Here is a 6469-nt window from a genome sequence, read left to right as displayed (position 1 = left end):
CCTCGAAGCGATGCTCATCGCTGCAATGGACCACTGCGTATGCATGGGGAACCGCCGCCGGCCAGTTCAGGCAGGTGCCGCTTTTGGCGTCCGCAAAGACATCGTTGCCGCGTGTTTCGGCTGTCGGCCTCTCGTCGACCGGAGTTTGCGCAACCGACGACGTGTCCTGCCATGGCCGCCAGAGCGATATCGCTGCTACCAGTACGACCAGGACGCCTGCGGCACCGATCGCCAAGGGGTTGAACGACCGGTTCACCATCGTGGGACCCACGTCAACTCGCAAGGCCCCATCGGTTCGCTCTTGCGTGGAACCTTGCAATGACGCCTGGCGGGGCGGCGTAGTGGACTCAACCGGCCGTGGGGAGCCCCGCAGTGGCCGTGTCGGAGTGATTCGTCGAGAGGGGACGACTCCTGACTGGGTACCAGGAACGCCTCGATTGGGACGTGTCGGTACGAGGTTGGCGAGTGACCGAGTTGCACCGGGGGCATTGCTTTGGGCGCGGCGTGCATGCTGGCGACGAGCCGCCCGTCGATCTCGCCGCGGTCGGTGACGGTGTCATGGGACCGCCACACCGTGCGCGCGCCACGGCCCAGCAACTGGTAGCGCCAGAACGACGTCAGCTCCACCACGTGTTCCCCCTTCGGCGCCGGTACACAGTCGCCAGCTCACTCAACGTAGGAGTGATGCTCCATCACCGCTACCCAGAGCCGTGGGCAATCGAAGACATTCGGCACTCCTCCGCAGAGTGGCACGTCAATCGGACGTCGTGAGAAATGTCATCCCGCCCTGGCCAGCTACCTGAAGCGCGCCCTGGCTACCGGAGATCTGAGTCAGAGCCCGTGGATGCCCTTGTACAACACCAGAACACCGAGAACGACGAGGATGGCCGCGACGAGGGTGGCGTGCTGGGCCTCCATCCAGGCGCCGAGCCGCTGAAGCGGTCGATCGAGCCGATCGCCGGACACCGCGTACGCCAGCACCGGCAGGACCACGGTGGACGCGGCGACCGCCACGAAGTAGGCGAGGCCAAGGAAGGCGCCGGAACGGCCCACTCCCTCAGTCCCGATCGCCAAACCCGCTGCGGCGCACATGAACAGCACCTTCGGATTGACGGCAACGAGGACCATCGCGGTGACGAACGCACGGGCCGGGGTGATCTTGGCGAAGCTGCTCATCCACTTGGGTGAGTGCTCTGAGCGCTTTCGGGTAAGCCACTTGTAGACGCCGAACACGATCAAGGCGGCGCCTGCGACGATGCGGACGTACGCCGCCCAACTCGGCGGCCTGTCGAGCCCGCCGCCGAGCAGGCTGGACAGTTCGACGAAGATCTGCGTCAACACGGCGAGTCCAATGACCCAGCCGATCAGGAACGCCAGTCCCGTAGGTCGCGGAGTCGGCGAACGCAGTACCAGCACCGCCGGAATGATCGACAACGGCGACAAGGCGACCACCAGCGCCAAGGGGATCAGTTCGGTTAGCACCGCGTCAACTTAGCAAGCGAACGTGGTCGCCGGACGTGACAGCAGAATGTAGAAACGCCAATTCCCAGTAAGTTTGCCGGCGCATCGGGGGCACCGTCAACCTCGACACCGTCAAGAAGCCGGTGGCCAACTGATCAACGGCACCGGCTTGGACGGAACTATAAGGGCGGCAATATTTTTGCGTGCATGCTGGCGCTGCGCCGCATCGCGCGTGGCGGAGCTCGGATTTGAGCAGTCGCAGGCCGGTGCTCGGAGACGTTCATTCCGACGCGGCAGCATGTCGCCGTTCGTCGGAGAGGCGAGCGGTCCCGACTCTGGCGTGACTCCGCGACGATCGCTCTACGGGTCAGGTCTGCCCGGCGTGAACTCATCGATCGACGACGTCCTGTTGAGCTGATCGCGTACGACGGCCCGCCGGAGCGCTTCAGCCGTAACCTCGGGCTCATCGGCGGTATCGTGAGCGCTGGCTGCCATCTCATCGTGAGCGAGTCGATGGCGGTGGTCGGCGTGCAACCCGAACGGTCCCAGAAGCCTCTGGGCGGACGTACATCGCTTGCGGCACCGTCGCATTCGCGCTGTGGGTTTGGACGACTTCGAGTCGGGTGCGCGAACGAGGCTGGATGAACCCGCATGATCGGCACGCACGCCACCACGACGCACGACGAAGGAGCCGCACATGCCAAGCGACGTTCATTTGGGCCACGTCTTCCACGTCGCGGGCGACCCGCTGGTGACCGGGGCGGCCGAAGCCCTGGTGTCGATTCCGGACGGGGCCTTGGTGATCGACGGCGATGGTCGGATCGTGTATTGCGGTGAGCGCGAGGACGTCCCGACCGAGCACGGCTCGGCCACGGTGCATGACCATCGGCCGGGATACCTGCTGCCCGGTTTCGTCGACACCCACATCCACTTTCCCCAGACCTACGCAGGCGACTCCTATGGCGGCGGTCAGCTACTGGAGTGGTTGACGCTGTGCATCTTTCCCTCGGAGAGCAGGTTCGCCGATCCGGAGTTCGCCAAGCAAGCCGCCGTCGAATTCTGCAACCGCCGCGTCGCAGCGGGGACCACGGCGGCCATGGTGTTCGGGTCGGCCTTTCCGCACGCACAGGACGCCCTGTTCGAGCGTACGAAGGAGGCGGGGTTGCGCATCGTGAGTGGGCGCGGCATCCAGACCGTCGGCGGCGACACCGCACGACCGTTGATGACCTCGGAGGAGGAAGCCATCCGTCTCACCAGGGCGGAGATCGACAAGTGGCACGCCGCCGACACCGGTGACGTCGACACCGCGCTGCTGCACGTCGCGATCGTTCCCCGGTTCTCGCTGTCGGTGACCACCGAGACGCTCAAGAACCTGGGCGAGCTGTACGACGAGTACAGGGACCGCGGTGTCTACGTGCACAGCCACCTCAACGAGAACAACCGGCCCGTCACCGGCGAGGTGGACGGCACCAAGCAGGCGTATCAAGTGAATTCGTACCTCGACACGTACGACGGAAAGTTCCTGCCGGGTTCGGTGGTCGGCGGCAAGAGCCTGCTCGGCAAGCGGACCATCCTCGCCCACTGCGTGCACTGCCAGGACGTCGAGCTCGAGCGGATGGCCGAAACCGGTACGTCGATCTCGCACTGCCCGGTTTCGCAGCTGTTCCTCGGCTCAGGCACCATGCCGTGGAAGCGCACGGTCGCCTCAGGCGTGAACATCTCTGCGGGTACCGATTTCGGCGGCGGTGACGAGTGGCTGATCCCACGCGTCCTCGGCGACGCCTTCAAGCAACACATCGGTGAGGACGGCGCGGCGGGCATCTCGTTGCATCCGGCGGAGATGCTATTCATCGGAACGCTGGCCGGCGCCCGTGCCCTGGACATGGAGAACCGGTTCGGCAACTTCGACACCGGCAAGGAGGCTGACTTCGTGGTCGTCGAACCCGCGGATGCGTTGAAGGGCTCGCTGGCCAACGCCGTGCGCGCCGACGACGCCGACCTGGCGCGCGACCAGACGTTGTTCGCCCTGCTGATGGGTCTTCGGGAGAGTTCGATCGCCGAGGTCTACGTTCAGGGACGTCGAGTCAAGTCGTTGCAGGCGTAGACATCATGAGCAGGCAGGGCGGCGCGGTCACGGCAGTGACGATCTTCCATCCGGTGACCGACGTCGACGGCTTCGACGGTTGGCTGTCCGAGCTGACCGCGTCCGCGCGGGGCGCCGACGGGTTCACCTCGAGCGCGGTGTCCATCCACGACGCCGAATTCGACTGGGCCCTTGCGGTGACCTTCGACGGTGACGACTCCCTGCATGCCTGGCTCGACAGTGCGCAGCGGCGGGCGGTGCTCAAAGACGGTCAATCCCGCGGTTTTTGGAGCCGCAGTGGCGACCTGATCCTCGGTGAGGACATCGAAGCGCCGCCGGGCGTGAGCGCGTTCCTGCACAGCGTCGCCGATGGCAAGGAATCCGACTTCCGCGTAGTGCAGGACCGACTGATCGGTGCCAGCTCGAAGTTCCCCGGCTACGAGGGCACGGTTCTGCTGCCACCCTCGACGACGGGCGGTGACTGGTTGTCGATGCTGAGGTTCCGGACACCCGAACAGTTGGCGGCGTGGTTGCGCTCGCACGAGCGCGATCTGGCGCTGCCTGGGCTGCGGTCGAGTCTCACCAAGGGCTTCTCGGCGGTCTCGAGCACGACGCCGTTCGCCACCACGGTGCGGGTGCAGGACGGCCGCACGCTGATGACGCCGAACTGGAAGTCGGCGATGTTGGTGCTCCTCGTGCTGTATCCGACGGTGATGGTGCTGTCGCGATTCTTCGGCCCCATCCTGGACCGGGCAGGCGCCGAGCCGTGGCTGGCATTGTGGGTCAGCCAGATCGTGAGCGTGTCGGCGCTGCAGTGGTGGCTGATGCCCTCGGTGACGAAGCCGTTCAAGCGTTGGCTGGATCCGGTCGACGGCGCCGACTCGCGGGTCAGCCTGGCTGGCGCTGCGATCATCGTCGTCGGCTATGCCGTGACGCTGGCGGTGTTCGCGACGGTGCACTGGCTGCAGTTCTGGGACTACGCCAGCTGACGAGCCAACTGACAACGCTCGCGGGAAAATCCGCTAGAGTTGAGCGGAACAGACTCAACCTTGACTGCGTTGCACCCAGCGAGAAACATTTCCCCTGAAGAAAGAGAGGCGTCGTGGACTCGTTCAACCCGACCACGAAGACCCAGGCGGCGTTGACGTCGGCATTGCAGGCGGCGACCGCCGCAGGCAACCCCCAGATCACCCCCGCCCACTTGCTGATGGCGTTGCTGACCCAAAACGACGGCATCGCCGCACCCCTACTCGAGGCGGTCGGTGTCGAGCCCGCGACCATTCGCAACGAGGCCGATCGCCTGGTCGGTCGACTTCCCAGCGTCAGCGGCTCGAGTTCGCAGCCGCAACTGTCGTCGGAATCGCTCGGCGCGATCACCGCCGCCCAGCAGCTCGCCACCGAGATGGACGACGAGTACGTGTCCACCGAACACCTGCTCGTCGGCCTCGCCACCGGGCAGTCGGAGGTCGCCAAGCTACTGACCAACCACGGCGCGTCGCCTCAGGCGCTTCGTGATGCCTTCACCAAGGTCCGCGGCAGCGCCCGTGTGACAAGCCCCGACCCGGAGTCGACGTATCAGGCGCTGGAGAAGTACTCCACCGACCTCACCGCCGCAGCGCGGGAAGGCAAGCTCGACCCCGTCATCGGGCGTGACACCGAGATCCGGCGCGTCGTCCAGGTGTTGAGCAGGCGCACCAAGAACAACCCCGTGCTGATCGGCGAGCCCGGCGTCGGCAAGACCGCCATCGTGGAGGGCCTTGCCCAGCGCATCATTGCGGGCGACGTGCCAGAGAGCCTGCGCGACAAGACCGTCGTATCCCTGGACCTCGGCTCCATGGTCGCAGGCGCGAAGTACCGCGGTGAGTTCGAGGAACGCCTCAAGGCCGTCCTCGACGACATCAAGAACTCGGCGGGCCAGGTCATCACGTTCATCGACGAGCTGCACACCATCGTGGGTGCAGGCGCCTCCGGCGAGTCGGCGATGGACGCGGGCAACATGATCAAGCCGATGCTGGCCCGCGGCGAGCTGCGGATGGTCGGCGCGACGACCCTCGAGGAGTACCGCAAGTACATCGAGAAGGACGCCGCCCTGGAGCGCCGTTTCCAGCAGGTCCTGGTCGGCGAGCCCTCCGTCGACGACACCGTCGGCATCCTTCGTGGTCTCAAGGACCGCTACGAGGTGCACCACGGTGTGCGGATCACCGACTCGGCACTGGTCGCCGCGGCCACGCTGTCCGACCGCTACATCACGTCGCGCTTCCTGCCCGACAAGGCCATCGACCTCGTCGACGAAGCCGCGTCGCGGCTGCGCATGGAGATCGACTCCCGGCCCGTCGAGATCGACGAGGTCGAGCGGGTGGTGCGTCGCCTCGAGATCGAGGAGATGGCACTGGCCAAGGAGTCCGACGACGCGTCCAAGGACCGGCTGGTCAAGCTCCGTTCGGAACTGGCCGACCACAAGGAGAAACTCGCTGAGCTGACGACTCGGTGGCAGAACGAGAAGAACGCCATCGACGTCGTGCGCGAGCTCAAGGAGCAGCTGGACACCCTTCGCGGTGAATCCGACCGCGCCGAACGCGACGGCGACCTGGCCAAGGCCGCAGAGCTGCGCTATGGCCGCATCCCGGAGATCGAGAAGAAGCTCGACGCGGCGCTGCCCACCGCCCAAGCTCAGACCGACGTGATGCTGAAGGAAGAGGTCGGGCCCGACGACATCGCCGAGGTGGTGGCGGCCTGGACCGGCATCCCCGCGGGCCGCATGCTCGAAGGGGAATCCGCGAAGCTGCTGCGGATGGAGGACGAACTCGGCAAGCGGGTCGTCGGCCAGAAAGCTGCCGTCCAAGCGGTGTCCGATGCGGTCCGGCGGAGCCGGGCAGGCGTCGCCGATCCGAACCGGCCCACCGGCTCGTTCCTGTTCCTCGGACC

The 6469-nt window shown here is 66.0% G+C and carries 4 protein-coding genes and 1 pseudogene; 3 read left to right on the top strand and 2 right to left on the bottom strand.

The features are described from left to right. Both ABW137_RS29205 and ABW137_RS29200 read right to left on the bottom strand, forming a co-directional pair. Positions 1-259 (bottom strand): annotated as a pseudogene (locus ABW137_RS29205) (hypothetical protein); the annotation flags it as partial. A gap of 572 nt (positions 260-831) precedes the next feature. Further along, positions 832-1482, bottom strand: a complete 651-nt coding sequence (locus ABW137_RS29200) for a GAP family protein (RefSeq protein WP_526405289.1) — start codon at positions 1480-1482, stop codon at positions 832-834. A gap of 676 nt (positions 1483-2158) precedes the next feature. Here ABW137_RS29200 and ABW137_RS29195 point away from each other — a divergent pair. From ABW137_RS29195 to ABW137_RS29185, 3 genes are all read left to right on the top strand, one after another. Further along, positions 2159-3565: an amidohydrolase family protein gene (locus ABW137_RS29195; protein ID WP_526405287.1), complete on the top strand. Its 1407-nt coding sequence runs from the start codon at positions 2159-2161 to the stop codon at positions 3563-3565. A gap of 5 nt (positions 3566-3570) precedes the next feature. Further along, positions 3571-4533, top strand: a complete 963-nt coding sequence (locus tag ABW137_RS29190; RefSeq protein WP_526405285.1) for an antibiotic biosynthesis monooxygenase — start codon at positions 3571-3573, stop codon at positions 4531-4533. A 113-nt stretch (positions 4534-4646) separates the two neighbouring features. Next, the coding region (locus tag ABW137_RS29185; RefSeq protein ID WP_526405283.1) for an ATP-dependent Clp protease ATP-binding subunit at positions 4647-6469 on the top strand (1823 nt) is incomplete at its 3' end.

The sequence above is a fragment of the Mycobacterium sp. genome, assembly GCF_040509115.1.
Taxonomy (GTDB): Bacteria; Actinomycetota; Actinomycetes; order Mycobacteriales; family Mycobacteriaceae; genus Mycobacterium.
Note: the sequence above shows the minus strand (reverse complement) of the source record. Positions and strands in the feature narration are given on the sequence as shown.

What these genes read in the sequence shown, in the direction of transcription:
- ABW137_RS29190 (WP_526405285.1), top strand. Translation starts at nt 3,571, where the DNA reads ATGAGCAGGCAGGGCGGCGCGGTCACGGCAGTGACGATCTTCCATCCG.
- ABW137_RS29195 (WP_526405287.1), top strand. Translation starts at nt 2,159, where the DNA reads ATGCCAAGCGACGTTCATTTGGGCCACGTCTTCCACGTCGCGGGCGAC.